13 protein-coding genes and 2 pseudogenes are annotated in these 26985 nt (G+C 65.6%); 7 read left to right on the top strand and 8 right to left on the bottom strand.

Annotated features, from left to right (window positions below; genetic code table 11):
* Nucleotides 1-85: 85 nt before the first annotated feature.
* Together FHT09_RS09825 and FHT09_RS09820 are read right to left on the bottom strand one after the other, a co-directional pair.
* The gene (locus FHT09_RS09825) at nt 86-523 is read right to left on the bottom strand and encodes a hypothetical protein (RefSeq protein WP_104607308.1); all 438 of its coding nucleotides are present in this window, start codon (nt 521-523) and stop codon (nt 86-88) included.
* Between the two features lie 292 nt (nt 524-815).
* Complete coding sequence (locus FHT09_RS09820; RefSeq protein ID WP_104607309.1) at nt 816-1784, bottom strand: AraC family transcriptional regulator; 969 nt, start codon at nt 1782-1784, stop codon at nt 816-818.
* Between the two features lie 260 nt (nt 1785-2044).
* On the opposite strand from FHT09_RS09820, the gene FHT09_RS09815 reads away from it, so the two are divergent.
* From FHT09_RS09815 to FHT09_RS09800, 4 genes are all read left to right on the top strand, one after another.
* Nucleotides 2045-4219 carry a TonB-dependent receptor gene (locus FHT09_RS09815; protein ID WP_219843000.1) on the top strand — a complete coding sequence of 725 codons (2175 nt, stop codon included), beginning with the start codon at nt 2045-2047 and terminating at the stop codon, nt 4217-4219.
* Nucleotides 4209-6110, top strand: a complete 1902-nt coding sequence (locus FHT09_RS09810; RefSeq protein ID WP_258077285.1) for an ABC transporter ATP-binding protein — start codon at nt 4209-4211, stop codon at nt 6108-6110. The genes FHT09_RS09815 and FHT09_RS09810 overlap by 11 nt, the downstream gene beginning before the upstream one ends.
* Nucleotides 6107-7900: an ABC transporter ATP-binding protein gene (locus FHT09_RS20440; protein WP_258077286.1), complete on the top strand. Its 1794-nt coding sequence runs from the start codon at nt 6107-6109 to the stop codon at nt 7898-7900. The genes FHT09_RS09810 and FHT09_RS20440 overlap by 4 nt, the downstream gene beginning before the upstream one ends.
* Before the next feature lie 79 nt (nt 7901-7979).
* On the top strand, nt 7980-8768 hold the full coding sequence (locus FHT09_RS09800; protein WP_104607310.1) for a 4'-phosphopantetheinyl transferase superfamily protein: 789 nt from the start codon (nt 7980-7982) through the stop codon (nt 8766-8768).
* A gap of 221 nt (nt 8769-8989) precedes the next feature.
* Here FHT09_RS09800 and FHT09_RS20240 read toward each other — a convergent pair.
* Together FHT09_RS20240 and FHT09_RS20235 are read right to left on the bottom strand one after the other, a co-directional pair.
* Nucleotides 8990-9672: pseudogene (locus tag FHT09_RS20240) on the bottom strand (HD domain-containing protein); the annotation flags it as partial.
* An 81-nt stretch (nt 9673-9753) separates the two neighbouring features.
* Nucleotides 9754-10116, bottom strand: a pseudogene (locus FHT09_RS20235) (solute carrier family 23 protein); the annotation flags it as partial.
* Nucleotides 10117-10384: 268 nt separating this feature from the next.
* On the opposite strand from FHT09_RS20235, the gene FHT09_RS09780 reads away from it, so the two are divergent.
* Nucleotides 10385-11740: a S41 family peptidase gene (locus FHT09_RS09780; protein WP_258077287.1), complete on the top strand. Its 1356-nt coding sequence runs from the start codon at nt 10385-10387 to the stop codon at nt 11738-11740.
* A gap of 630 nt (nt 11741-12370) precedes the next feature.
* Entirely contained in the window at nt 12371-15034 is a 2664-nt protein-coding gene (locus FHT09_RS09775) for a TonB-dependent receptor (protein ID WP_258077288.1), read from the top strand.
* Between the two features lie 179 nt (nt 15035-15213).
* Here FHT09_RS09775 and FHT09_RS09770 read toward each other — a convergent pair whose 3' ends face one another.
* Together FHT09_RS09770 and FHT09_RS09765 are read right to left on the bottom strand one after the other, a co-directional pair.
* Nucleotides 15214-16446, bottom strand: a complete 1233-nt coding sequence (locus FHT09_RS09770) for a multifunctional CCA addition/repair protein (RefSeq protein WP_104607314.1) — start codon at nt 16444-16446, stop codon at nt 15214-15216.
* An 811-nt stretch (nt 16447-17257) separates the two neighbouring features.
* Nucleotides 17258-19231, bottom strand: a complete 1974-nt coding sequence (locus FHT09_RS09765; RefSeq protein ID WP_181141457.1) for a transglycosylase SLT domain-containing protein — start codon at nt 19229-19231, stop codon at nt 17258-17260.
* A gap of 275 nt (nt 19232-19506) precedes the next feature.
* Between FHT09_RS09765 and FHT09_RS09760 the strand changes: the two genes are divergently transcribed.
* Entirely contained in the window at nt 19507-22386 is a 2880-nt protein-coding gene (locus FHT09_RS09760) for a TonB-dependent receptor (RefSeq protein ID WP_104607316.1), read from the top strand.
* 1295 nt (nt 22387-23681) lie between these two features.
* Here FHT09_RS09760 and betA read toward each other — a convergent pair.
* Together betA and betB are read right to left on the bottom strand one after the other, a co-directional pair.
* Nucleotides 23682-25352, bottom strand: coding sequence for a choline dehydrogenase (gene betA / locus FHT09_RS09755; protein WP_104606798.1), 1671 nt, complete (start codon nt 25350-25352; stop codon nt 23682-23684).
* A 154-nt stretch (nt 25353-25506) separates the two neighbouring features.
* A complete protein-coding gene (betB, locus tag FHT09_RS09750) occupies nt 25507-26979 on the bottom strand; it encodes a betaine-aldehyde dehydrogenase (RefSeq protein ID WP_104606797.1) in 1473 nt (490 codons plus the stop codon).
* Between the last annotated feature and the right edge of the window lie 6 nt (nt 26980-26985).

The raw sequence follows: 26985 nt of genomic DNA, 5'->3' as shown, positions 1-26985 counted from the left end.
GTGGATCGTTGCATGCCGACATGACGCACGCCGGTACCCGGGAGAAGCGGCCGCCTGCGGTGGGGACATGGCGGCTGCCGAGTGCTCATGCTTGCTGTGCCGGTTCCGCTGGGACCGTGCCGGTGGCTTGCGCGGCCGCAAGCCAGACGCCGGCCTGCGCAAGGGCTTCGGTGTGTGTGGCGACGATCCGGTAGGGATACGCGGCCTGCCCGGATGCGTTCCAGCCATCGGCCTGGCGCGAGTACTCGTCACGCATGGCGGGGTCTTCCACCACACGCACCGCGCCCAGGCAATAGCGCTGCTGCAGCGCAAAGCTGTCCCGGCTCCAGCGGGTGTAGGCGGCCATGAACTGCGCCGACTGGCGCGGCAGTTGCGCGCCCTGCATCAGCAGTACGTACGGTTCGGCACGCGCATAGACGGCCTGGAGCTGTGCCAGGAGCGCATCGGCCTGCGCGTCGGGGACATGTTCCGGCATATGTAGCGCGACCAGAGGCCAGTCCCGGGTGTCGACAAACTGAGTCATGCAACGCCTTTGGAGGGAGTAGCGGGCAATCGGCAGGAAGCGGCACGCCACGCCGGACCGCTTGTGTCAGGAGCGCGACGGTGCGCACGAGCCCGGCGATCGTTGCGCGGCCGCCGAGGCAGGGCGTTGCGACGCCCTGGTGAGCGGTAAATGATAAGTATTCGTAGTTGCACTGCCGCCCGGATCGGGTTTTTCTCGGCCCGTATCCGGTCAGGACGGGGCGTTGGGGCAGGTTCGGCTTGCGGGGGGCGGCAGCGCAGCCGTCGATCAGCCGACCGGAGCTGGCGATGTCTCAGCGCTGGTGCTTGAAGGCGCAAGGATTGACGCCAAACTGCTTGCGGAAGGCGGCCGTGAAATGGCTCGCATTGGTGTAGCCCAGGTCGGCCGCCACCACGGTGACCGGGGTATGCCCGCTGCATAGACGCTGGCGCGCCATGTGCATCCGCTCCTGCTGGAAGAGCCCGTAGATGCTGTGGTCGAACAGCTGCCGGAAACCGCGCTTGAGCGCCGCCACGCTGAGGCCGGTTTCGCGCGCCAGTGCGGTGATCGTGGGCGCCTTGCTCAGATCCGCCAGCAACAGGTCGCGCGCGCGCAACAGCTTCTTGTGGAGGGCCGGACGCAGCGTTTGCTGCTGCGAAGGCGTCTGTTCGCAGTGGGCCTCGACGGACAGGCTTACCAGCACCAGTGCCTGGCCCAGCAACCACAGCGGGGACGCGGTGGGCCGCAGGTCCGGTTGGGCAGACGCCGCCTGCAGGGCCTGGCTCAGGGCGTGCGCCGTGGTCTGCATTTCGGCGCCACAGCGCTGCATGTTGCAGCAGTGCATGGCAGCCAGGTCCCGCCGCAGCGATCCGCCCAGTTCCGGCATCCAGTCGGCCAGCAGATCCGGGCGTACCGAGACGGTGACCTGCTCGAAACTCCCCGCATAGGACGACTTGCTGCTGCAGCCCGGGGTGTAGTTGATGCAGCTGGTGTTTTCCTCCAGCACGCGCTCGATCTCGCCGCCGCGTTCGCGCATCGCGAAGCGGCAGCGTCCCTGCAGCGCGCAGGAGAAATGCACCCGGTCCCAGTCGTCGCGCACGCTCATGGTCAGCGGTCGCGGGAAGTGCGCGCGCCATAGGAGTACGTCGACGCCAACCTGCGGCGTCACATGGATCAGCCCGCAGGAGGCGTCGGGTTGCAGATCCGGCACCGCCGCGCCGGCGAGCAGGGAGGAAACAGTTACCTCGGAGGCGGTGTGCGGTGTGGGGGTGGAGGAGTTCATGCGACCTGCTTTATGGGACGGTGCGGATCCGGATGAAGTGTGAACCGATCCGGGTGGTGCGAAAAATAAGAATCATTATCGTTAACTGTTGAAGAGGTGTGACAACGGTCGCTTCGGCTTGGTTAAGGAATCAGCGGGCGCAGCATCACATGACATATCTGTTTCAACGTTCTTCGTACTGCTGTCGGCAGGTGTTGCCGGGGCAGCGTGCGGGACCGAACACGCATCCGTTTGCTTTCATCCGCCCAGGAGCCCCGTCCGTGCAGCACCCGTCCGTCGCGCAGAAGCCGCCAGTCCGTCTCCAACCGCTGAATCCCTTGACCCTGGCGCTGCTGGCTGCGCTGGCCGTTGCGCCCGGCGTGTCGGCTGCGCGAGACATGGTGTCGGATCGATCCTCCGACGCTGCCTCGGCAGATGCCAGCCTCCCGGTGGACGGACAGGTGACGGAGCTGGAAGGGATGACCGTAACGGCGCGCCTTGCAGCAGAGCACGCCAAGGATATTCCTTTCGGCATCGGCGTGATCGGCGGCGATGAGCTCGAAATCCGCCGTCAGCTCACGCTGGAGGATGCACTGCGCGCCACGCCCGGAGTGAACCTCTGGAGCGATGGCTCGCCGCACAGTGCGAACGTGCTTATCCGTGGCACCGGCTCGATCAATCCGGTCAGCACCGACGATGGCGCGGTGGCGCTGTCGATCGACGGCGTGCCCCTGTCCATGCGCAACATGTCGCTGGGCACGCTGGACGTCGCGCGCGTGGAGATACTCAAGGGCCCGCAGGGCACGTTGTTCGGCAGCAACAGCCGGGCCGGCGCGATCAATGTCATCACCTACAAGCCTACCCGCGATCTGCAGGCTTACGTGCGCGGCGAGATTGGTCAGGAAGGCCAGCATCTGCAGGAAGCCGTCGTCAGCGGTCCGCTGTCGGAGGCACTCAGCGGGCGTTTTGCAATCCGCAACAGCGGCTCGGACCACTGGGTGGACAACGCACGCACCGGCGAGCCGCTGTCCAGGCCGCGCAGCCTGATGTTCCGCGGCAGCGTGCTATGGGAAAACCGCGCCGGCACCAACCTGCTGTTCACTGCCGATCGCGAGGACGCCAGGCGCAGCCCCGGCCTGGCGGTACTGCGGCCGTATGACAGACAGCCGGCCATGGACGTCACCCCGGGCCTGTACGACGACAACAGCAAGACGGTGGAGCGCTATGCGGCCACCGTCAATCACGATCTGCCGGTGGGGCGGCTGACCTCGGTGACCGGTTACACCAGGTTCGATACCGACTTCGTGGGCGGTTACGACGCCCGCGCGATGCAGGCCATGTTCGGCGTGCCGGCAGAGAACATGCAGCACAGCCGGATGGACGGCAACACGCTCAGCCAGGACCTGCGCTGGACCTCGCTGCCGGGCGCGTCGGTGTTCTGGGTGACCGGGGTGAACCTGTCGCGCGCGCAGCGCAGTTTCGATCAGCTGTACATCGGCAGCAATCAAACCATGGACCGGGACTACCAGACCGATAGCCACGCCGTGTACGGCGAAGTCACCTGGCCGCTCACCGACGTGCTCAAGCTGACCGGCGGCCTGCGCCATACCTGGGACCACAAGTCGTACGATGCGCTCTACGCCGGAATGGTGGCCGACTACCGCAGACTGCGCGACGACTATTCCACCGGACGAGTGGCGCTGTCCTACGCGCTGACGCCGACCACCAACCTGTACAGCGCAGTGTCGCGGGGCTACGAATCGGGTGGCATCGGCGACTTCCCGACCCAGGTGGCCGACAGCGTGCCGTTCAAGCCGGCGTCTTCCAACGCGATCGAGGTCGGCATCAAGACCGAGTCGGCCGACAGTCGCTTCATGCTGGATGCGGCGCTGTTCTCCACGCGCGTCAGGGACGATCATCTGATGGGCTTCGATCCGGCGACGCTCTCCACCTCCACGGTGAATGCGGACACGCGCAGCCAGGGTGCCGAACTGCAGGGGACCTGGCGGCTGGGCGAGGGATTTTCGTTGTCGGGCGGGCTGAGTTTCATCGACGCCGAGATCACCAGCAACGTGAAGGGCGTGCCCGGCGGCGATATCCGCAAGGGCAGCCGTTCGCCCGACGTGCCAAGGTGGGGCGGTACCGTGGGTGCGGCCTATACCCGGCCGCTGTCTGCGGTCGGCTGGCTCTCCGCGCCGGTCCTGAATGCCCGGCTCGACTACGGGTACGTCGGCGCGCGTGCGGCCGATGCGCAGAACCACTTCGATCTGGACAAGTACCAGAAGCTGGACATGCGGGTCGGCGTCGCCTCCGGCGGCACCGAGATCTACGTGTTCGGCAGCAACCTGCTCGACGAGCAGTACGACCTGTACGGGTTCGCGCCGGCCGTGCCCACCTACGTGGGAGCGCCCGCGCGCGGGCGCACGCTGGGCGTCGGCGTCCGGCATGACTTCTAGGACGGCAGGCAGCGCAGACGACAGCGCCGGTTCGTCGTCCGCGGCCGCGCCGTCCCCGCATCTGCCGGCAGGCGGCGAGCCGTTTGCCTGGCGCATCATGCAGCCGGTGCGCGGCCGGATCCGGCTGGCGATGTGCCAGGCCGCCGTCGCCGCGCTGCTGAATCTGGGGTCGCTGCTGGCGCTGGTGCAGGCGGCACGCCAACTTGCCGAGGAGGGCCGCTGGCCGGTGGCCCCGCTGCTGGTTGCGCTGGTGTGCGTGGTAGGCGGCTATGCGATGCGCCTGTCCGGGTTCAACCAGTCCCATGCCGCCGCCTTCCGCCTGGAGGCATTGTTACGGCAGCAAATGGCCGAGCACCTGACGCGCGTGCCGTTGGGCGAGATCCAGCGCTGGGGGGCGGCGGCGCTGTCGAAGGTGCTGCACGATGACGTCAAGGCCTTGCACGTGTTCGTCGCCGATAGTACGCCGCTGTATGCGCGGGCCTTCGTGATGCCTGCCTGCGCCGGCATCGCGCTGCTGTGGCTCGACTGGCGGCTGGCGCTGGCCGCAGCGACGCCGTTGGCACTGGGGTTCGGCGTGTTGGCGCTGGCGCTGCGGGGCGGGGCCGATATTGGCCGGCGTTACAACCAGGCCCGCGAACGGGTGAGTGCGGCGGTGATCGAGTTCGTGCAGGCGATGCCGGTGGTGCGCAGCTTCGACACCGGCCAATCGACCTTCGGCCGCTACCGGCAGGCACTGGACGGGTATTTCGACGTGCTCACGCTCTGGTACCGCCAGGCGGGATTCTCGGCGCGCTTTTCCTTCGCCGTGTTGAACCCGCTGCCAACACTGCTCTTGCTGCTGTGGATGGGCGCGTGGCTGCTGGTGCGCGGCGAGCTCGATTTCGGTATCTGGGTGGGCGCCTTGTTGCTGGGCGCCGGTATGGCCGAGGCGATGATGCCGATGATGATGCTGCGCCAGATGGTGGCGAAGGCCCAGCTGAGCGCGGCGCGCATCCAGGACGTGCTGGCATTGCCCATCCAGCCGGTGCCGGCCGTGTGCGTCACCCCGCCGACGGATGCTGGAGTGGTGTTCGAGAACGTCAGCTTCGGCTATGCGCAAGGGCCACAACGTGCCTGCCATGTGGGGGACACGCCCGAGCGACTGGCATTGAGCGGGGTGAGCTTCCGCGCCGAACCCGGCACCGTCACCGCGCTGGTTGGCCCCTCGGGCGCCGGCAAGACCACCGCGGCCCGTCTGATCCCGCGCTTCTGGGACGTGCTGGAAGGGCGGGTGAGCATCGGCGGCGTGGATGTGCGCGCGTTGCCGATGGAGGTGCTGATGGCTCAGGTCGGGTTCGTGTTCCAGGACACCTTCCTGTTTGCCGGCACGGTGGCCGACAACATCCGTCTGGGCGCGCCGGATGCGGACCTGGTCGCGGTGGTCGCGGCCGCCACCGCCGCCCAGGCGCATGCGTTCATCCAGGCGCTGCCGCAGGGGTACGACACCCCAGTGGGGGAACGCGGCGCGGCGCTCTCGGGCGGGCAGCGGCAGCGCATCGCGGTCGCCCGCGCGATCCTGCAGAACCGGCCGATTCTGGTGCTGGACGAGCCGACCGCGTTCGCGGATCCGGAAAACGAACTCGCATTGCTGACCGCCCTGTCTGCGCTGATGCGCGGCAAGACGGTGCTGATCGTGGCGCACCGCCTGGCCACGGTACGCGACGCGGACCAGATCCTGGTGTTCGAGCGCGGACGGCTGGTCGAATCCGGACAGCACACGGCGCTGGCTTCCGCCGGTGGCGTCTATGCGCGGCTTTGGGCCCACCACGCGCAGGCGCAGCGCTGGGCCCTGCGCGGGTCACATCCGTCCGGTGCGCAGTCGGCCGATCACTCGACCGAGGCAGGCGCGTGAGCGCGGGGCGGCGATTGCCGCGGCCGCCCTCCGGCTGGCTGGCCTCCACCCGCACGGCCTGGGGCCGGCTGCTGGCGGTGATGGGGGCGCACGCGCCGGCGCTGCGGCGTTGCCTGGCGGGGCTCGCCGCAGCTGCGATGCTGCAGGGACTGGCGCTGGCCTGCGTGTTCCCGCTGTTGGCGGCCGTGTTTCCGGCGCCGGATCCGGCCCGGGGGCTGCGATGGCTCGCCGCCATGACGGTGCTGGCCGGAGGGGCCACGGCGCTGCGCTGGCGTGCGCAGGACTTCGAGTACGGCGGTCGGCTGGCCCGGGCCACCCATGCGCTGCGCCTGCAACTGGGCGAGCAGCTGCGCCGCATGCCGCTGGAGCGGCTGCGCGAAAAGCGCTCCGGGGAGATGAACGCGCTGCTGCTGGGCAATGTGGACGAACAGCTCAACTATCTCGTGGCCATCGCCAACCTGATTCTGATGGCCACCGTCGCCCCGTTGGCGCTTGCGCTGGCGGTGCTGGCGTTCGACCTGCGCCTGGGGGCGCTACTGCTGGCGGTGTTGCCGGTGCTGTGGCTGCTGCACCGCTGGCGCCGTCCGGCGTTCGCCCGTGACATGCGCCAGCTGAACGCTGCGCACTGGCGCTGCAATGCCGATCTCGTCGAGTACACCCAGGGCCTGTCCGCGCTGCGCGCAGCCTGCCAGCAGCGCGGGCGGGTGACGCTGCTGCACGCAGGCTTCGAGCGCCTGCGGCAGATCCAGACCGCCGCTCACCGCCAGGGCGTGCGGCCATCGGTGGTCACCGCCAGTCTGGTCGAGCTGGGGCTGCTGGCGATCGTCGTTGCGGCGACCGGCTGGGTGGTGTCGGGGACGCTGCATCCCGCAGCGGTGGCGGCGGTCATGGTGATCGTGGTGCGCCTGTCCGAACCGATGGCGACGCTGGTCAGCTACACCATGGTGCTGGAGATGATGGAGGCTGCGCTGGAGCGGATCGAGGCGCTGATGGCCATCCCCGCGCTACCCGTGCAGTCGCCGCACACGGTCCCGGATCACTTCGCCGTTCGCTTCGAGGGGGTCTGCTTCCAGTACGCCGATGCCGCCGGCAGCGCCGCGCTGGCGGATTTCACAGCGACGCTGCCCGCGCAGGCCATGACGGCGCTGGTGGGTCCATCCGGCTCCGGCAAGACCACCGTGGCCCGTCTGCTGCTGCGCCATGCCGATCCCCAGGCGGGGAGCATCACGATCGGCGGCGTCGATATCCGCCGCATGCAGCCGGAGATGTTGAACGGGCTGGTGTCGGTGGTGTTTCAGGACGTCCATCTGTTCGATGACACGGTGCTGGCCAACATCCGCATCGGGCGCCCGGATGCGGATGATGCACAGGTGCGCGCCGCCGCCCGGGCCGCACAGTGTCTGGATTTCATTGAGCGCCTGTCGCAGGGTTGGAACACGCGGCTGGGCGAGATCGGCGATCGGCTTTCCGGCGGCGAGCGCCAGCGCATCTCGATCGCCCGGGCGCTGCTCAAGGACGCGCCGATCGTGGTTCTGGACGAGCCCACCGCCGCGCTGGACACCGAGAGCGAGCTGGCGGTGCAGCGGGCCATCGACGCACTGGTGCGCGACAGGACGGTGATCGTGATCGCCCACCGCCTGTCCACCATCGCCGGCGCCGACCGCATCCTGGTGGTAGAGGGCGGCCGGCTGGTGGAGCAGGGCCAGCATCGGGACCTGTTGGCCAGCGCTGGCCGATACGATGCGATGTGGAAGGCGCAGCAGGCTGCGGCTGAGTGGCGCAGTCGATGAACTGCCGGTTTTGCGCGTAGATCCTGTCGTGATGCGCCTGGCGAACAGCGCGCGATGGCGCGTCTTCAGGAGCTTCTGAATGGATGAATTCCTGATCGATCCTGGTTATGTCTCCTGGTTTGACCCGGGACTATCCATTTTCAAGACAGGATTCGACAGCGCACACTATGCGCCGCACCTGATCGCAGAGATCGGAGCTGCTTATGGCGCTTTTATCGATAAAGCCGTTGTCAAGCGCAAGTCGGAATTCGTGGCCGGTCGTTATTGCGCACATCGCTCGATTGCGGCATGGAGTCCCGCCCGTGATCGTGATCTGATCGGTATTGGAGAAGGGCGTATGCCTCTTTGGCCGAGCGAAGTTACCGGTTCAATCAGTCATTGCCAGGGGTATTCCATAGCAATGACGGCGAATGCGCGGAATTTCCGTGCGATTGGCATTGACGTTGAAGACATTGTCGCGCCGGAGATCAGGAGAAACATTGAGGAACTGGTCGTCAATGGGGATGAGACTCCATTGTTAGGACAGGGCGAGGCGAAGGGAGAGACTCAAGACGCGGTATTCACTTTGATTTTCTCGGTAAAGGAGAGCTTCTTCAAGGCAGCTTATCCTTACGTGCGAAAACGCTTTGGATTCGAGGCAGTGTCAGTGACTTTTATCGACTGGCGGAGTCGGCAGATTTTTTTCAGGATCAATCAGGATATAGGGAAATCCTTCAGCCGTGGCACTGTTCTTTCGGCATGTTTCAAAACGATAGATCGCCGAATACTGACATTCTTCGGGATCAGGCGCAGCGATGAGCAGTTTGCGCATCTTGACAGCGAGCTGGCGGCTACCGGCAGGAACTGCGGTGATTCTTTCGCTCACTGATCGGCACAACCGACATTGCCGCTCACAAGGCCCGGCTCGTCCAGGTCTTGTGCGTTCATGAATTCAACTGCCGGGAATCGACAATGCACTTGCTTGAATCAATGGCTATGTTGGCCAGAAGCCCTGGCATGGGCTGGGTAATCAGCTTACTCGACAGCTGCCGATCGAGACATGGAAGCAACAGGCTGGGGTGGACTGGAAAATCGAGGTTTGATGCCGGCGTCGCGCGCATTGATCGCCAGTGCCGCCGCATGCAGCCGCACGAGTTCGGCGGCCTGCGGGTAGTCGGCGTCCTCGCTGCCCAGGCGTCCGCGCTTGTCCGCCTCGCAGACGCGCGCCCGCCGCGCGACGCGCTCCGGTCGCCGGAATACGTCGCAGCGTAGTAGCAGGGCGTGCACGGTGGCGTCGCGCAGTTCGGCGATGCGGCGCACGTTCAGATGCTCGCGACACGCCAGGACGGCGAGCTGGCGGTAGTCCTGCGGCACCTTCTGGCGCTCGCACAGCGATTGCAGCGGCGCCACGCCGCGCTGCTCGTGCACGACATGGCGCGGCCACTGCTCGCGCGGGGTCACCGCCTTGCCGAGGTCGTGGGTGAGCGCGGCGAAGCCGATCAGGCATCGCCGGGCGCGATCCGCGCAGCGATGTCGCTGACCAGTTCCTGGTGCAGGCCGGTGTCGACCTCGGGATGGAACTCGGCGCGCTGCGGCACGCCGTACAGCGCCTCCAGTTCCGGCAGCAGGGCGCCCAGGGCGCCGGCATCGTGCAGCGTGCGCAGGAAGGCGGAGGGCTGGGTCGAGGTCAGCGCCCGCCGCAGTTCCTGCCACACGCGCTCGGGGACCAGCGTGTCGAGTTCGCCGTCGGCGGCCATCTAGCGCATCAGCGCCTGCGTGTCCGGCGACACCGTCCCCAGCAGGATGCCGCTGTGCAGCAGCGGGCCCAGGGCGCGCGGCAGATGGTCGAAGAAGTGTTCGGCGGTCACCGGCACTATCGCCAGACCCAGGCCGACCGCGACGATCAGCAGGTTGTGGCGCCGGCCGGCGAAGTCCACCTGGCCGAACGTATGGATGCCGTTGGCGGTGACCATGCTGAACATCACCAGCCCGGCGCCGCCGAGCCCGCTGGGCGGGATCGCGGCGGTCAGCATCGCCAGTTTGGGAATCAGGCCGAGCACGACCAGCAGCGCGCCGGCCAGTACGCAGACCCAGCGGCTGACCACGCCGGTCAGACCGACCAGGCCGATGTTCTGCGAATACGAAGTGTCGGGAAAGGCGTTGAACACGCCGCCCAGCAGCATGCCCAGCCCGTCCACGCGCAGCCCGCGCACCAGTGACGACCGCTCGACCGGCATGCGCACGACGGCATGGCCGGGCAGGGCGCGTAAGCGTAGCGGTCGGCGCGCATACGCCCGCGCCAAGCGGGATCGATGACTGCGCGACGCGGCATGTGCCGTCAAACCGCTGCGGTTGCTGCGCGCGATCTGCGGCCACGTTGCCACACGTCGCCACGTCCGGCGGCTTGGATGTCGCAGCTCGCGTACGGCCTTGCCGCGCATGCAATGGCTGCTAGAGTTGCGTCCGACCTCAGCGTGCGACGGGTGACGGATGCAATACGCATGGATGCGATGGTGGCTGCTGCTGAATCTGTTGTGCAGCGTGCATGCGATGGCGGCGATTCCGAACTGGTACGCGGCTGCCGGTGGCACTGATTACCAACTGACTGCCGTGCAAGGCGACGTGCAGTCTGGTGAAGGTGCGCAGTTGCGTCTGACCGCAGTTGCCGCGCGCACTGCGCCGTTCGGGGCTGCCTCCGCAGCGTTGGACGCGGTTTCCTTGCGCGGCCAGTCGTTGCTGTTGTCCGGTGTATTGGCGACCTCCAACGCATCGCAGGGCGCTACGCTATGGATGCGCGCCGACGATGCGCATGGCAAACGCCTGGCGTTCGAAAGCTCACAAGCCGATCCGGTCGGCGGTACGACGCGTGCAAGCCGCTCCATTGCGCTGCAGGTACCGATGGATGCGCAGAAGGTGTTCATCGGTGTCGTGCTGCGAGGCGATGGAGCGCTGGACGCAAGCCAGCTGCGTCTGACTGCGCAGCCGCTGGCCGATGCGGCATCGGCCAGCGCGATCCTGGATGTCGCCATCCCCGCGATCCGGAAGCATGCGCTGCACAGCGCCCGCATCGACTGGACCATGCGTGAGCCGCAGCTGCGTGCGCAGGCCGCAAACATGCGCGAGGTGGACGCCTATGTCGCCATCGATGCATTGATCGCCCAGCTCGATGACGGCCATAGTTTCCTGATGCGTCCTTCCAGGCGACATGCCGTGGAAGCCGTTGCACAGCGCCAGCGGCCCACCATGCAGGCGCGTCTGCTGTCATCCGGCATCGCCTATCTCGACGTCCCCGGGCTGATGACGTCTTCCAGGGAAGTCAGCAGTGCTTACGAGACATCGCTTGCAACGGCGCTGGATCAAGCCGCCGCACAGGCCAGCTGTGGCTGGATCGTCGATGTACGCAACAACACCGGCGGCACGATGTGGCCAATGATCAACGGCCTGCATCCGCTACTGGGTGATGCAGTGCTCGGCAGCTTTGTCGATGCGGCAGGCAAGCAATCGCCCTGGCGGGCACGATCTTCAGCACGCGCGATTGCCTCGCTGCAAACAGATCGCCCGGTCGCGGTCTTGATCGGCCCGAAGACGGCGAGTGCCGGCGAGATGGTCGCGATCTCCTTCCGCGGCCGTGCGAACACGCTGAGCTTCGGTCAGCCAAGCGCTGGCCAGACCACCGGCAATCGCTCTGTGAAACTGTCTGGCGGCGCTGTTCTTGCAATTGCCAGTAGCCACACGCAGGATCGCAGCGGGCATCGTACCGATGGCCGGCTGCCGCCGGATGTCTTGCTTGACTCGCAGGTGGATATGATCGACGCGGCTGCACAGTGGCTGCGGACGCAGGCCTGCATCCGTTCGAGGTGATCACCCCGTTCGAGGGGGCTGGCGCATCCACTGAACATTGTGACGATCGACCGGTGCCGGTGCGCTTTCAGCAATATGGAACCGACTTGGGTGCCATGGCTTGCTTAGCCGCCGATTGCCGCCATCGCAAGGCGATCTGCATTGCGCGAATGCTGCCTGCGGAACAGTAGCGCCTGCATGCACCACATCGACGGCTGCAGAACACCCTGCATTGCAACATCCGACTGCGCAGCCTTGTGGCGTCAGGCCTCCACGCGCAGTGGTCTCCTCATCGCAGCAACAGAATGCGATCACGATTGCGTTGTCATTCCAACATCTTCACTCAAGACGCGGTTTCAGGGATGAAACTGCCTATTTGTGTGGCTGAGTTGACAGCGCCGTGTGCGGAAGGCACCTTCGCTGATAACGTTGTCAGCGATCAGGAGCGTGCTCCGACTTCATGAAAGACGTTGCCGGCCGGTCATGTATCGGCCTGGCGCCTTGCCCCGCATGCCGCCATCGGTTCGCGGGAAGACGCTGCTCGCCGTCCGGTGTACAGGGGGACGGATCGCGGGTGTGGCGCGCGCTCCATGCGCGTTCTCAAGCAACCGGAGGGTTGCGACCCGACGCATCAGCCAAGAGGTCCACGCAATGCTGCAAGTCCGTGTGTGTGAGTTGTCCTGTGATTCCGCCAACGCTGCCGAGCGTGCGCCATCTCGCTCGCGACTGAGTGTTGCTGTCCGTCACCTGCTGCTGGGTGGCGTCGCCCTCGCGGGTGCCACCGTGCTTCCCGCGTTTGCGCAGGAGCACGTGGAACCCGCCCAGCCGCCGCCCGCGCAGACCAATCCCCCGGTGTCCACGCTGGACGAGGTCAAGGTCGTCGGCTATCAGGCCAGCCTCGGCAAGGCGCTCAACGTCAAGCGCAATGCCGATGCCATCGTCGATGCGATCAGTGCAGAAGACATCGGCAAATTCCCCGATACCAACGTCGCCGAGTCGCTCTCGCGCCTGTCCGGCATCACCGTGGACCGGCAGTTCGGCGAAGGCGAGAAGGTCAGCATCCTCGGCACCGATCCGGCGCTCAACCGCGTGCTGCTCAATGGCCAGACCATTGCCTCCACCAGTTGGGGCGGCGATCCCAACGACCCGGACAGCCGCTCGTTCAACTACAGCACGCTGGCGCCGGAAGTGGTCGGCCTGATGGAGGTCTACAAGACACCGGAGGCGCGCATCGACGAAGGTTCGATCGGCGGCACCGTGATCGTGCACACGCGCAAACCCCTGGAACTCGAGCGCAATACCCTGACCGGCACGGTGAGCTACGGTTACAACGACCGCTCCGGGGAAGGCAAGCCGAATGCGTCGGCCCTGTACAGCTGGAAGAACCAGGATGAAACGTTCGGTGTCCTCACCTCGGTGATGCATTCGCAGCGCGTGCTGCGTCGCGATGGCGTGGAGATCTTCGGCTACGACGATGTCGCCGGCGCTGCGTTTGCGCCGGCCGTGGTCGGCAATAACACCGGCGTGTTTCCGACCTCGATCAACACCGCCTTGTTTCAGCAGACGCGCAAACGCGATGGTGTCAGCGCTGCATTGCAGTGGAAGCCGGATGCCGATTTCGAGCTCAACCTGACCGGCCTATACGTCAAGGAAAGTTTCGACAACTACAACCAGAGCCGCTACGGGTACTGGGGCTCCAACCCTGGCGATGCGCAGGCGCTGGGCTTCGAGAACGGCGTGGCGACCTCGGGCACCTTCGGCGATCAGTCCACCACATTCCTGGATGGCTACCTGCGCAACAGCGATGTCAGCACCGGCAGCATCCATCTGCGCGCCGACTGGCATGGCGACGGCTGGAATGCGTCCAGCCAGGTGGGGTATACCAGTTCGCAAGGCGGCGCCGAGCGCATCTACGGCATCCAGTTCCGTAATCTCGCCGGTTACAGCTACGACATCGACGGGCGCCGCACCGCGATGGACTACAGCACCGACCCTACCAACGCGGCGGCGATGCAACTCAACAATGCCTCCGCCAGCCACAGCCCGCAGTACGACAAGGAGCGCTACCTGCAGCTGGATGTCGACCATGCGGTGGAGTGGGGGCCGTTCACGCAGATCCTGACCGGCATCAAGCTGACCAATCACGCCACCGGGCAGTCCTCCTACAGCCGCACTTGGACCCCGAACGACGGCAGCACGCTGGCCACGTTCTCGCCGGGCACCACGCCATCGGGCTATCTGGACGGCTTGTCGACCAGCGCCGACATGCAGCGCTGGTCGACCATCAACAGCGGCGCCATCAGCCAGTACATCGGTGGCCTGGAAGGCGATGACGGCTTGCCGATCAGCTACGCCGGCAACTACAGCATCGAAGAACAGAACCGCGCCTGGTTCCTGCAGGGCAATTTTTCCGGCGAGCGCTATCGCGGCAACGTTGGCGTGCGTTACGTGCACACCCGCGATTCCACCGATGGTTTCAGCTACGCGCCCGGTGGCGGCTATACGCCAGTCAACTTCCTCAACAGCTACGGCAAGTGGTTGCCGTCCTTCAACATTGCCTACGACCTGCGCGACGATCTGATGCTGCGCTTTGCTGCCTCCAAGGTAATCGCACGGCCGCGCTACACCAACATGACCCCGTACGTGGCCACCGACGACACCACCCTCACCGCGTCCACGGGCAATCCTGGATTGAGTCCGTACGAGTCCACCAACCTGGGCGCATCGCTGGAGTGGTACTTCTCCGACAGCAGCCTGCTCAGCGGCGAGTTCTTCTCGCGCGATATCTCCAACTACATCCTGACCACGGTGGAAGACCGGGTGTTCTTCAACAACGCCACCGGCGGCTCGAGCACCTATCAGACCTCCGTGCCGACCAACGCTGGCGATGCCAAGGTGCGCGGCGTTGCGCTCAACCTGCAGCACAACTTCGGCAACGGCTTCGGCGTGGTGGCCAACTACACCTATTCCGATTCCAAGACCGACGGCGATTACAGCCTGCCGTACAACTCGCGCAACGCCTACAACATCAGCCCGTACTACGAGCAGGGCAAATGGAGCGCGCGGGTGAATCTGGGCTGGCGCTCGGAATACTTCACCCAGATCGGCCGCCTCAACGGCCAGCAGATGACCGATGCATTCACCCAGGTCGATGCCTCGTTCGGCTACCAGGCCACCGAGCGCCTGCGCGTGGCGCTGGAAGCCACCAATCTGCTGGATGAAACCTACTTCAGCTATATCGGCAACAAGAACCAGCCGTACTACATCTACAAGAACGGCCGCTCCTTCATGCTGAGCCTGAATTTCAAGCTGTGACGTCGGCCGGGCGGCTGCTTTCGGGCAGCCGCCTTGTTGCAATGGCGGCGACTCGCGTTTGCAATGAGTCGCTGACGGTCGCCGGCGGATCTTTCGCCAGCCAGTATCGCTGCAGCAACGCTTTGCTTGGCACGGCTACATCCCTGTCGCGTAGCGACAGGGTATGCGCGATGCATCGGCTACGTGCCGGCCTTTCTTGCGGCCGCAATCGCCGCAATCCGCGCCTTCGCCAATGCCTCGCCGATCTGCGGGCCTTGCAAGGCTTCTGCAGCCAGGTCGCGCGCATTGATGGCTAGCGCAGCGACATGCAGGCGTTTAAGGTGTTCGCCCTGTGGATACGCGGCGTCTTCGCTGCCCAGCCGGCCACGCTTGTCGGCTTCGCAGACCAGCGCGAGTTGCGCGATGCGCTCGGGGCGACGGAACGCATCGCAGCGCACCAGCAGCTCGTGCACGGTGCGGTCGCGCAGTTCGGCCAGGCGGTGCACGTTCAGATGTTCGCGGCAGGCGGCGATGGCGAGCTGGCGGTAATCCTGCGGCACTTTGAGGCGCTCGCACAATGCCTGCAGCGGGGCGACACCGCGTTGTTCGTGCATGATGTGGCGTGGCCATTGCTCCGGCGGCGTGAGCGCCTTGCCCAGGTCGTGGGTCAGTGCGGCAAAGCCCACCAGCGCATCGCCGGGCGCCAGTCGCGCGGCCATGTCGCTGACCATTTCCTGGTGGATGCCGGTATCCACTTCCGGATGAAACTCGGCACGTTGCGGCACGCCATACAGCGTATCGATCTCGGGCAGGATGACGCGCAGCGCATCGGTGTCGTGCAGCGTGCGCAAAAATGCCGACGGCCGCGCACTCTCCAAAACGCGGCGTAGCTCCTGCCACACGCGTTCGGGCACCAGGCTGTCCAGTTCGCCGCTGGCGGCCATCTCGCGCATCAGTGCAGCGGTCTCTGGCGCGACAGTGAAACCCAGCGGTGCCAGCCGCGCCATGAAGCGGGCAGCGCGCAACACGCGCACGGGATCTTCGACAAAGGCCGGCCCCACGTGCCGCAGCACGCGTGCCTGCAGATCGCGCGCGCCGCCATACGGATCGAACAACTCGCCGGTGTCCTCGTCGCGTGCGATCGCATTGATGGTGAAGTCGCGACGCAGCAGATCCTCTTCCAGCGTCACCGAAGGATCGGCATCCACCACGAAGCCGCGATAGCCGCGCCCGGACTTGCGCTCGGTACGCGCCAACGCATATTCCTCGCCGCTGCGCGGGTGCAGGAACACCGGGAAATCCTTTCCCACTGGTTTGAAGCCCAGGTGTTCCATCTGCGCCTGATCGGCACCGACCACCACCCAGTCGCGGTCGCCAGCGGGCTGGCCAAGCAGGGCATCGCGGACTGCGCCGCCAACGAGATAGATCTTCATCGCGACATGATGCCCGATGCGGTGCGTGCGTCGTAGAGCGACTGATCTGCGGCTTGGCGATAGAGCCCTTGCCCGCCAACCATCGCGGGACTTGCCGCAAGGCACAGTGGACGATCAACGGCTTTGCGGATAGATCAACTGTAGAGCGGGTACGGTGGCTTTGCTGCAGGGCCCTTGCCCGCCCACCATCGCAGGACACGCCGCAAGTACGTCCTTGTAGGCTCTTACGCGGCATCCATGCCGCGTAAGGTCCAGCGACGGTGGGCGGGCAAGGACCGGTCGAGATGGTCGGTGTGCACGTGCAAGCAGGGCAGGACGTGCATTGTTCGGATCACGGTGCGTCCGGCCAGCCTCTCGTCGCAACCTAAGCAGCAGGCAGGCTTTCAGCAAGCAAGCCACAAATCTCTCATCTGCCCAGAGCAGGTCGGGCAACACGCTTTCAAAAAAGCAGCCGACCAACTTTCTGGTGCGGTGTCCTTGCCGGTTGCGGGACCGTGTGGCGGCATGGATGCCGCCACCGAGTCTCCACGGACGGATTCACGGCGTGTCCCGCAAGCGGTGAGGGCACCGCGCCCTCGCCGACCCGAGCCTTCGATGCACCGGAACAACGCAATGACGGGAAAGCTTGGTTGGCCCCAGAGCCTCGGAGCCTGTGAGTCTGAAGCCTCAAAGCCCGAAGCTTAGGAGCGTAACGAAAGGCAAGTATCCGAGCGGCATGGCCTAGCTTGCGCCCCAGGCCGAGACAACGACTCGCAACCGCGCAAGCACGACCACCTCATCCAGCCGCCATGCTCGGCGGCTGACTGGGAGTTCAGTCCTGCGCCGCGTTATCGGTCGCCTGGCCTGGCGTGCACACCGGCTTGAAGCGCTTGTCCACCAGCTTGCCCATCAGCCGATCGCTGAGCGGCAGCATGTCGCCGTTGAGCCGCCAGTCGTAGATCACGCTGAATGCCAGCACGCGCGCGACGTACTCGCGGGTTTCCTTGTAGCTGATGGTCTCGATCCAGAAGTCCGGCTCGAAGTTGGGCCGTTGCGATTGCCAGCGCCCGGTCGGCCCCGGGCCGGCATTGTAGGCGGCGATGGTGAGGTAGGGCAGGCCGTAGGTATTGAGCAACTGGCGCAGGTAGGCGGTGCCGATGGCAATGTTGGTGTCCGGCTCGTACAGGCTGTTGGCGCCCGCGTAACCGGGCAGGGCGATACCCTTGGCCACGGCCGCGCCGGTACCCGGCAATACCTGCATCAGGCCCATTGCGTTGGCCGGCGAGCGGGCGCGTGGATTGAAGATGCTTTCGGCACGGATCTCTGCGGCCACCCAGGCCGGGTCGATCGCGTTCTTGGCTGCTTCGCGGCGAATGCTGTCGTCGTGATGCAGCGGAAAGCGCAACGCATACAGGCGTTGTTCGTCCGGCTGCTTGCCGAGCGCGAACACTGCGCGATCGAACCAGCCGTTTTCGCCGGCCACCTGCACCGCCAGGCGGCGCTGGGTGTCGTCGAAGCGGCTCGCGGCATCGTTCCACTCGGCCACCGCCCAACCGGTGCGGTCGATCTGGAACAAGGCGATTGCGCGGACCAGCGCAGGATCACGCGCGACGGCGGCCTTGGCCTGCGGGTTGTCCCTGGGCTCCCACGGGCACAGCCGATAAGCCTGCTGCAGGCGATCGGCGGCCAGGAAGCCGTGGAAGGTCGGCGATTGCGCGGCGGCGCGATACAGCGGCTGTGCGGCAGCGGCAGCGCCGGTCTTCTCGGCCAGGCGCGCTTCGAAATATTGCCAGCGCGAATCGCTGCGCTGGGTGGCGGTCATCTTGCGGATCGCCGCCAATGCCGCCGGCCAGTCACCCCGCGACATCGCTTCGCGCGCACGCCATTCGTGCAGGCGCTCGTCGTATGAGGCATCGGGCACTGCATTGAGGCGACGCGCCGAATCAGGCAGGTACGACGCCACCGTCCACAGCGCGACCTGGTACAGCACCTGGCCGCGCTGCGCCTCGCTGAAGCCGAGCGCGGTGGCCAGCTGCGGCAATTGCTGCTCGGCTGCGTCCGGATCGTTCTTGGCCAGCTTGGCCAGGCCATCGACCGCGATGCGACGGCTGCGCTCGGTCTGGGGCCAGCTCGATGCACGTGGATGCGCCTTGTCCAGAAACGCGGCGTAGTCGGTGGCCAGGGCCAGATCGGCTGCCGGCAGACCGCGTGCGGCGGTACGCATCACCGCAGGCAGTTGTGCATCGGCGGCCGCCTCCACGCGCTCCCAGCGCAGTGCCGGAGTGAGCTCGCCGCGCGACTCCAGCCCGGCGACCACCGGATCGCAGGCGTCGGGCAGGCCCTTGCCGGTGCGCCACAACGTCAACGCATCGCGGCTCCACTGGGCATCCAGCTTGCCGGTTGCCTGCCGCGCGGTCAGCTGCGCGCAGCGCAGGCCGACATTGTCGGTGGGCTTCCAGTTGGCCAGCAAGGTGGTCCAGTCCTGGCGACGCGCCACCGCCGGCAACCAGGTGCTGCGAAAGCTTTCGGCCACCGGTTGGCCTGCATAGCGCTGCAGAAATCCCTGCGCCTGCGAGTTGGAGACGTTGTCGATGTTGCGCTTGAGCGTGGCAAATTCCAGCCAGCCATAGAGCGGGTGACGGCTCAGGGCACCGAGCTGACCGGCATCGGACTGGCCGCGCTCTGCGGCAGCGATGGCATCGCGCATGGCGGCCAGTTGCGGGTCGGGGTTTTGGGCATGCAGCGTGGTGCTGCCAAGGCACAGCAGGCCGACGAAAACAATGGCAAGACGGGGGGCATAAGTCATTGCGCGATGATACCCAAGCGCGCCTGCGTGCCGGAGTGAATACCCGCAGGATCGATGCCTGCCGGCGCTGTCGGCAGCGACGTGCGCCAGCGATGTGCATGTGCATATGCACATCGCCGGCGCGCGCCAAAGCAGCAGACGCGCAGGTAGTGCGACCTGCTTCTCGCTGCGGAACGGTCGGCTTGCGGCGCGTTAAGGTTTCGTTTAAAAGTTGCGGCGGACCGCAGGGCACGGGGGCGTGCGGACACTTGGAAATCCTTCTGGAGAGAGAAAGGATGAAGCGTCTGATTGGCTCCCCTCGGTCATGCCTGGCCGTGCAGTTGTCGTTGTGTCTGATTCCCGCATTCGCCTGGGCGCAACAGCCCGCGGCGGCCCCGAGTACGCGCACGCTCGACAGCGTGCAGGTCACCGGCACCCGCATCAAGACCGCAGAATTGCAGGGCCAGGTGCCGATCCAGACGCTCAACCGCGCCGACATCGAACGCACCGGCCTGACCTCGATCGGCGAGGTGCTGCAGGAACTCACCGCGTCGGGTTCGGCGCTCAACGCCAAGTTCAACTCGTCTGGCAACTTCGGCTTTCCGCCCGATGGCGGCGGCGTGGGCGCCGGCTCGGCGCAGGTGGATCTGCGCCATCTCGGCTCCAAGCGCGTGCTGGTCCTGGTCGATGGCATCCGCTGGGTCAACGAATCCTCGGCCTCCGGGGTAGGCTCCTCGACCGATCTCAACACCATTCCGTTGGCCATCGTGGAGCGCATCGAGGTGCTCGAAGATGGTGCCTCGTCGTTGTACGGCTCGGATGCGATCGCCGGCGTGGTCAACATCATCACCCGGCGCAGCTTCGACGGTGCGCAGGTCACGCTCAACTACGGGCAGTACGGCAAGGGCGACGGCGCCAACCAGGGCATGGACCTGGCCTGGGGCACCAGTGGCGAGGATTTCAGCCTGTTTCTGGGCGCCAGCTACGTCAAGCAGGATCCAATCTACGCACGCGACCGCGCGCAGGCCCGCTTTCCGATCCCGGGCACCGGGCTGACCTTCGCCAGCTCGGCAACGCCGGATGGCCGTTTCCAGTTCGTCGACCCCAATACCGGCGTGCGCCAGAACCTCACGCCCAACGCCGGCGTCGGCACGCCGCAATACGATGGCAGCGCCGGCTGTACGCGCAGCGACGACTACCACTGTTTCGGCACCGCGGACCGCTACAACTTTGCAGAACAGAACCTGTTGCTGACGCCATCCGAGCGCAAGGGCGTATTCGCGCAGTTTCGCTATTACTTCAACGACGACGTGCAGTGGTACGTCAAGGCGCTGGGCAACCGGCGCGAGTCGACCAACCAGGCGGCGCCCGAGCCGATCTTTCTCGGCCCCGATGCCGGCACCGGCAATCCGCTGGCCGACAACATCGTGATTTCCGCGCTCAATCCGTTCAATCCGTTCGGCTTCGAGTTGAACTCGGCCACCAACCTGATCCAGATCGGCCGCCGACCGGTGGAAGGCGGGGCGCGCCGTTTCGAGCAACAGGTCGACACGCAGTACTTCGGCACCGGTCTGGTGGGCACCTTCGAAGGTGCGGCGCGCACCTGGTTCTGGGACATCAACGGCATGTACAGCAAGAACGAGGCCGAACAGACCAACTACGGCAGCTACAACCTCTACAACATCAACCTCGGCCTGGGCGATCCGGCCGCGTGCGCGGCGGTGGCCGGCTGCGTGCCACTGGATATCTTCAGCGGCGCCGGCAGCATCACGCCGGAGATGTTGCGCTGGATCCAGCCGGTGGTGCGCGACCGCAGCCAGAACGAGTTGAGCCTGTTGACCGCCAATCTGAGCAGCGAGCTGTTCCAGCTGCCCGGTGGTGCGGTGTCGTTCGCCACCGGCTACGAATACCGCAAATACGAAGGTGCCTACCAACCCGATCCGCTCACCGTGGCGGGGCGCTACAACGGTGTGCCGTCGTTGCCGACGTCAGGCAGCTACGACGTCAACGAGGCCTATCTCGAACTCAATATCCCGATCTTCGCCAACGCGTCGTTGGGCGACAAACTCGACTTGAATATCGCCGGCCGCTATTCGGATTACTCCACCTTCGGCGGCGAGTTCACGCCAAAGTACGGCCTGCGTTGGCAGGTCACCGATGAGCTGGTGCTGCGCACCAGTTATGCAGAAGGCTTCCGTGCGCCAACCATCGGCGAGCTGTTCGGTTCGGCGGCGCGCGCCGATCTGCAGTTGTCCGATCCATGCTCGATCGGGCTAGGCGGTACCGCGCCGCGCGGCAGCGCCGCGAACTGCGCGGCGCTCGGTGTGCCGGCCAGCTATCAACAGGCCAATCAGCAGATCTCGGTCACCACTGGCGGCAACGAGCAACTGGATCCGGAACGTTCGCGCAGCTTCAGTGCCGGCTTCGTGTTCAGCCCTGGCTTTGCCAGCAATGCCAGCTGGTCCGACCGCCTCGATCTGGAAATGACGTTCTACCGTCATCATGTGGATGGCGCGATCCAGGCGATCAATGCGCAAACCCAGCTGGATCTATGTGTGGACACCCTGGACGCGCTGTATTGCAACGGCATCGGCCGCGCATCCACCGGCGGCATCAATGCGTTCAACAATCGGCTGACCAATCTGGGTTCGATCAAGACCGACGGTTGGGATGTGGACCTGTTCTGGACCTTGCCGGAAACGGCGTTTGGCCGTTTCAAGGTGTCCTGGCAGAACACCTTCGTGGGCCGCTACGAGGCACTCGGTGCAGCAGGACAGCGCCAGCCGCAGGGGCCGGGCATCGAAGTGGTGGACAGCGCGATCCCCGAATGGACCAGCAACGCAGTACTGGACTGGTCGCTGGGTAACTGGACCGCATCGTGGACCGCGCGCCACATTTCCAAACTCACCGAACAATGCGGCGATGCAGTGGAATTTGCGGTGTGTTCCGATCCTGCAGTGGGGACCAATCGCCTGGAGGCGATCACCTACCACGATGCACAGCTGGGCTATCGCGCCGATTGGCTCAAGGGGCTGCAGCTCACGGCCGGCTTGAACAACGTCTTCGACAAGGACCCGCCGCTCTGCCTGTCGTGCTCCCTCAATGGCTACGACGCCTCCACTTACGACATCCCCGGTGGGCGCTTCTGGTATGCGCGGGTGGATTTGAAGTTTTAGTCCGTCGTGTCAGTCGTGGAGCGGAGAGCGGCTGATCTGCGGATTTGCTGCAGGGCCCTTGCCCGCCCACCCTCGCGGGACACGCCGCAAGTACGTCCTTGTAGGCTCTTACGCGGCATCCATGCCGCGTAAGGTCCCGCGACGGTGGGCGGGCAAGGACCAGTCGAGTTAGTCGGTGCGCATGGTTGCAAGCAATGCAGGACGTGCGTTGTTCGGTAATGGCGCATCCGATCAGCTCCGCAGCGCAACGAGATCAGAAGACAGGCTTTCAACAACAACCTGCAAACTCTCTGGTGCGGTGTCCTCGCCGATTGCGGGACCGTGTGGCGGCATGGATGCTGCCACCGAGCCTACAAGGACGTACTTGCGGCGTGTCCCGCGAGCGGTGAGGGCGCCGCGCACTCGACTAACCAAGCTTTTGATCGCATCTAAACGGCGCTACGGCTCTAAATCTCGGTTGTCTTGAAGTGCTTGGAGAGTGCGGATAGATCAATTGCAGAGCGGTTGATCTGTAGCTTCGCTGCAGGGCCCTTGCCCGCCCACCATCACAGGACACGCCGCAAGTACGTCCGTGTAGGCTCTTACGCGGCATCCATGCCGCGTAAGGTCCCGCGACGGTGAGCGGGCAAGGACCAGTCGAGTTGTTCGGTGTGCATGGTTGCAAGCAATGCAGGACGTGCGTTGTTCGGTAATGGCGCATCCGATCAGCTCCGCAGCGCAATGAGATCAGAAGACAGGCTTTCAATAAACAACCTGCAAACTCTCTAGTGCGGTGTCCTCGCCGATTGCGGGACCGTGTGGCGGCATGGATGCCGCCACCGAGCCTACAAGGACGTACCTGCGGCGTGTCCCGCGAGCGGTGAGGGCACCGCGCACTCGACTAACCAAGCTTTTGATCGCATCTAAACGGCGCTACGACTCGAAATCTCGGTTGACTTGCAGTGCTTGGAGAGTGCGGATAGATCAATTGCAGAGCGGTTGATCTGTAACTTCGCTGCGGGGCCCTTGCCCGCCCACCCTCGCAGGACACGCCGCAAGTACGTCCGTGTAGGCTCTTACGCGGCATCCATGCCGCGTAAGGTCCCGCGACGGTGAGCGGGCAAGGACCCGTCGAGATGGTCGGTGTGCATGGTTGCAAGCAATGCAGGACGTGCGTTGTTCGGTAATGGCGCATCCGATCAGCTTCGCAACGCAACGAGATCAGAAGACAGGCTTTCAACAACAACCTGCAAACTCTCTGGTGCGGTGAGGGCACCGCGCACTCGACCCAAGGCGGCGCACCGCGTTTTCTAGCATCACCCGCGCACAGGCGCATCGCCGGCCACGTAGTAGTCCGCCGTGCTGCGCGGCAGTGGCGTGCGGCCACGCATGCGGTCGGCGATCTTCTCGGCGATCATGATGGTGGTGGCGTTGAGGTTGCCGGTGATGATGCGCGGCATGATCGATGCGTCGATCACCCGCAGGCCCTCCATGCCGTGTACGCGGCCCTGTCCGTCGACCACCGCCATGTCATCTGTGCCCATCGCGCAGGAGCAGGACGGGTGATACGCCGTCTCTGCGCGGGCGCGCACGAAGGCGTCCAGCTCGGCATCGGTCTTGCAGTCCGCGCTCGGGCTAATTTCACGGCCGCGGTAGGCGTCCAGTGCGGGCTGGGCGATGATCTCGCGGGTGATGCGGATCGCATCGCGAAATTCCTGCCAGTCCTGATCGGTGGATTGGTAGTTGAACAGGATCGACGGATGCTGGCGCGGGTCGCGCGACTTGGCATGCACGCGCCCGCGGCTGGGGGTGCGCATCGAGCCCACATGCGCCTGGAAGCCGTGTTCCTTCACCGCATTGCTGCCGTTGTAATTGATCGCCACCGGCAGGAAGTGATACTGGATATTGGGCCAGTCGAACTCTTCGCGCGTGCGGATGAAACCGCCGGCCTCGAACTGGTTGCTGGCACCGGTGCCGGTGCCGGCAAACAGCCACTCCGCACCGATGGCCGGCTGGTTCCACCATTGCAATGCCGGATACAACGATACCGGTTTGGTGCAGGCGTACTGGATGTAGACCTCCAGGTGGTCCTGCAGGTTCTGGCCGACGCCGGGCAGGTCGTGCACCAGTTGCACGTCGAGCGCGCGTAATAGATCGGGCGCGCCGACACCCGAGCGTTGCAGCAGTTGCGGCGAGGCGATTGCGCCAGCGCACACCAGCACTTCGCGGCGTGCATGTGCGTCGATGCCCTCGCTGCTGTTGCCGACCAGGTAATGCACGCCGATCGCGCGCTTGCCGGCAAACAGGATGCGGTCGGTGGTGGCATGGGTGACGATGTGCAGGCCATCGCGCGGACGCGCCATATCCAGGTAGCCGCGCGCGGTGCTTGCGCGACGTCCTTGCGGCGTCACCGTGCGATCCATCGGCCCGAAACCTTCCTGCTGATGGCCATTGAGATCGTCGGTGCGCGGGTAACCGGCCTGCACACCGGCATCGACCATGGCATGGAACAGCACGTTGTTGTCGTTCTTCGGCGTGGCGACGCTGACCGGGCCTTCGCCGCCGTGATAAGCGTTGGCGCCGATGTCGCGCGTCTCGGCCTTGCGGAAGTACGGCAACACATCGCGGTAGCTCCAGTCTTCCAGGCCGGGCCGCTTGGCCCAATGGTCGAAATCCAGGGCATTGCCGCGGATGTAGCACATGCCATTGATCAGGGACGAGCCGCCCAATCCCTTGCCGCGCCCGCACTCCATGCGCCGGTTGTCCATATGCGGCTCCGGCTCGGTCTCGTAGGCCCAGTTGTAGCGACGGCCCTGCAACGGAAACGCCAATGCAGCCGGCATCTGGGTGCGGAAGTCCAGCCGATAGTCCGGCCCGCCCGCTTCCAGCAGCAACACGCTGACGCCCGGATCTTCGGTCAGGCGCGCGGCCAGCACGTTACCTGCCGAGCCGGCGCCGATGATGATGTAGTCGTACTCGCGTTGCATGAGGTTCTCCTTGTTGCGGTGCCGGTGTGAAGCGGCTTTCAAAAGCGATTGCGCAGTGGGCGGGCGTCTCTGTGCGAAACGGCACGATCCGCAGGCTGCGGAGCGCGCATCTCGCCGGTGCTGCCGGGGACAGCCTGCCGTGTGGCGTCAGCGTTCAAAACACCGACGCGTAGCGCTCCAGTTCGACCTGGATGGATTTGGTGCGGGTGTAGGCCTGCAGTGTGGCCAGGCCGTTCTCGCGGCCCACGCCGGATTGCTTGTAGCCGCCCACCGGCATCGGTGCCGGCGACTCGCCCCAGGTGTTGATCCAGCAGATGCCCGCCTGCAGGCGATGGATCAGGCGATGCGCGCGTGCCAGGTCCGGCGTCACCACGCCCGCGGCCAGGCCGTAGGTGGTGGCATTGGCGCGTGCGATCGCTTCGTCTTCGTCGTCGTAGGCGAGCAGGCTCAGCACCGGTCCGAAGATCTCCTCGCGCACGATGGTCATCACATCGGTGCAGTCGCTGAAGATGGTCGGTGCGACATAGCAGCCTTGTGCCAGCGCGCCGTCGCGCAGACGTTGGCCGCCGCACAGCAGACGTGCACCCTCGGCCTTGCCCTGTTCGATGTAGTCCAACACGCGCTGCATGTGCGCGGCGCTGACCATCGGGCCGAAGGTGGTGCGCTCGTCCAGCGGGTCGCCGATCTGGATGCGTTGCACGCGTGCCAGCAGCCGCGCTTCGAAGGCGTTGCGCAGCGCGCGCGGCACGAACACGCGCGTGCCGTTGGTGCATACCTGCCCGGAGCTGTAGAAGTTGGCCATCATGGCGATGTCGGCGGCCAGATCCAGGTCGGCGTCCGCGCAGACGATCAAGGGCGACTTGCCGCCCAGTTCCATGGTGACGTCTTTCAGCGACGAACTCGAGGCACTCGCCATCACCTTGCGCCCGGTCGCGGTGCCGCCGGTGAAGCTGATCTTCTCGATCTGCGGGTGTTCGGTGAGCGCGGTGCCCACGCTGGCGCCATCGCCGGGCAGCACGTTGAACACGCCATCGGGCAGGCCGGCCTCGGTGAAGAGTTCGGCCAGCTTGAGTGCGGTCAGCGGTGTCACCTCGCTGGGCTTGAAGATCATTGCATTGCCGGCCGCCAGCGCGGGCGCGGCCTTCCACAGCGCGATCTGGATCGGGTAATTCCACGCGCCGATCGCGCCGACCACGCCAAGCGGCTCGTGCCGGGTGTAGAAGAAGCTGCCTTCGCGCAACGGCAGCTGTGCGCCCTGCAGCGCCTGCGCCACGCCGGCGTAATACTCCAGCACGTCCGCGCCGGTGACGATGTCCACGCTGCGGGTTTCGCTCAGCGGCTTGCCGGTGTTGAGCGTTTCCAGCTCGGCCAGCGCGTCGTTGCGGTCGCGCAGCAGCGCCACTGCACGCAACAGGATGCGCGAGCGCTCCACCGTGGTCAGTGCCGCCCATTGCTGCTGGCCGGCCTTGGCGCTGTCGACCGCGGCATCCAGATCGTCGGCACCGGCGTTGTGCACATTGGCCAGCACCTCGCCGGTGGCGGGATTGACCACCTCGAAGGTGTGGCCGCCGCGGGCGGGAACATAACGGCCGCCGATGTACAGCAACTGGTCGGGAAAACGTGGCATGACAAA

Origin of the sequence: Xanthomonas sp. CFBP 8152, assembly GCF_014199025.1 — a bacterium.
GTDB classification, from domain to species: Bacteria; Pseudomonadota; Gammaproteobacteria; order Xanthomonadales; family Xanthomonadaceae; genus Xanthomonas; species Xanthomonas arboricola_B.
The sequence above is the reverse complement of the archived record's forward strand: the minus strand, read 5'-3'. Positions and strand labels throughout refer to the sequence as shown.

Coding starts and splice junctions, on each gene's coding strand:
- FHT09_RS09825 (WP_104607308.1), bottom strand. CDS start 523: ATGACTCAGTTTGTCGACACCCGGGACTGGCCTCTGGTCGCGCTACAT.
- FHT09_RS09820 (WP_104607309.1), bottom strand. CDS start 1,784: ATGAACTCCTCCACCCCCACACCGCACACCGCCTCCGAGGTAACTGTT.
- FHT09_RS09810 (WP_258077285.1), top strand. CDS start 4,209: ATGACTTCTAGGACGGCAGGCAGCGCAGACGACAGCGCCGGTTCGTCG.
- FHT09_RS09800 (WP_104607310.1), top strand. CDS start 7,980: ATGGATGAATTCCTGATCGATCCTGGTTATGTCTCCTGGTTTGACCCG.
- FHT09_RS09780 (WP_258077287.1), top strand. CDS start 10,385: ATGCGATGGTGGCTGCTGCTGAATCTGTTGTGCAGCGTGCATGCGATG.
- FHT09_RS09775 (WP_258077288.1), top strand. CDS start 12,371: ATGCTGCAAGTCCGTGTGTGTGAGTTGTCCTGTGATTCCGCCAACGCT.
- FHT09_RS09770 (WP_104607314.1), bottom strand. CDS start 16,446: ATGAAGATCTATCTCGTTGGCGGCGCAGTCCGCGATGCCCTGCTTGGC.
- FHT09_RS09765 (WP_181141457.1), bottom strand. CDS start 19,231: ATGACTTATGCCCCCCGTCTTGCCATTGTTTTCGTCGGCCTGCTGTGC.
- FHT09_RS09760 (WP_104607316.1), top strand. CDS start 19,507: ATGAAGCGTCTGATTGGCTCCCCTCGGTCATGCCTGGCCGTGCAGTTG.
- betA (WP_104606798.1), bottom strand. CDS start 25,352: ATGCAACGCGAGTACGACTACATCATCATCGGCGCCGGCTCGGCAGGT.
- betB (WP_104606797.1), bottom strand. CDS start 26,979: ATGCCACGTTTTCCCGACCAGTTGCTGTACATCGGCGGCCGTTATGTT.